The sequence below is a fragment of the Protofrankia sp. Cr1 genome, from assembly GCF_963555865.1.
Lineage (GTDB): Bacteria > Actinomycetota > Actinomycetes > Frankiales > Frankiaceae > Protofrankia.
Map to the genome: position 1 here is coordinate 10,312 of NZ_CAUVXO010000176.1, position 504 is coordinate 10,815.

The following is a 504-nucleotide window of genomic DNA, read 5'->3' on the forward strand; positions in this document are numbered from 1 at the left end:
GTCCGAGGTGTACTGCGGTGCCCAGCGACCGCTCCCAGGCGTCAGGCGGCCTGGCTTCGTTGATGCGGATGGTCGCGAGTGGCTCCTTGCCGGCGAGGTCCCGGTCGAGGCCGCCATAGCCCGGTCCGCCGGGCAGGACGACGACATCCGGGACGAACCCGCGCAGCCGCAGGGCGATCCGCGCGTAATACAGGGCGGCACCACAGCTGATCAGTAGTTGCCGGCCGTCGGGGTCGACGGCGCCCAGAAGTCGGGACGGGTCCGCGAAGAGCTCCAGGCGTCTGTCTGCGACCAGCCAGTGCCACGGCTGGGTGTCATGGATCGACGGTGCGTGGGACGCCTCCGCGACCACTCCTTCGATCTCCTCGTGAAAAGACGTCAGGCCGTCCACCCGCATGATCTTCACCATCTCTCTCGTCGCCCGATCCCGCTGCGCTGTCGCCCTGGTTGTTCCCCGTTCTCCGCCGTCGCCTCTTCCGGCCCGCGATCCCTCTGCGAGCCGGT

At 69.0% G+C, this 504-nt stretch carries 1 pseudogene; it reads right to left on the minus strand.

Features of this window, described 5'->3' with window-relative positions:
• Positions 1–409: pseudogene (locus tag U9980_RS14905) on the minus strand (hypothetical protein); the annotation flags it as partial.
• Positions 410–504 lie beyond the last annotated feature (95 nt).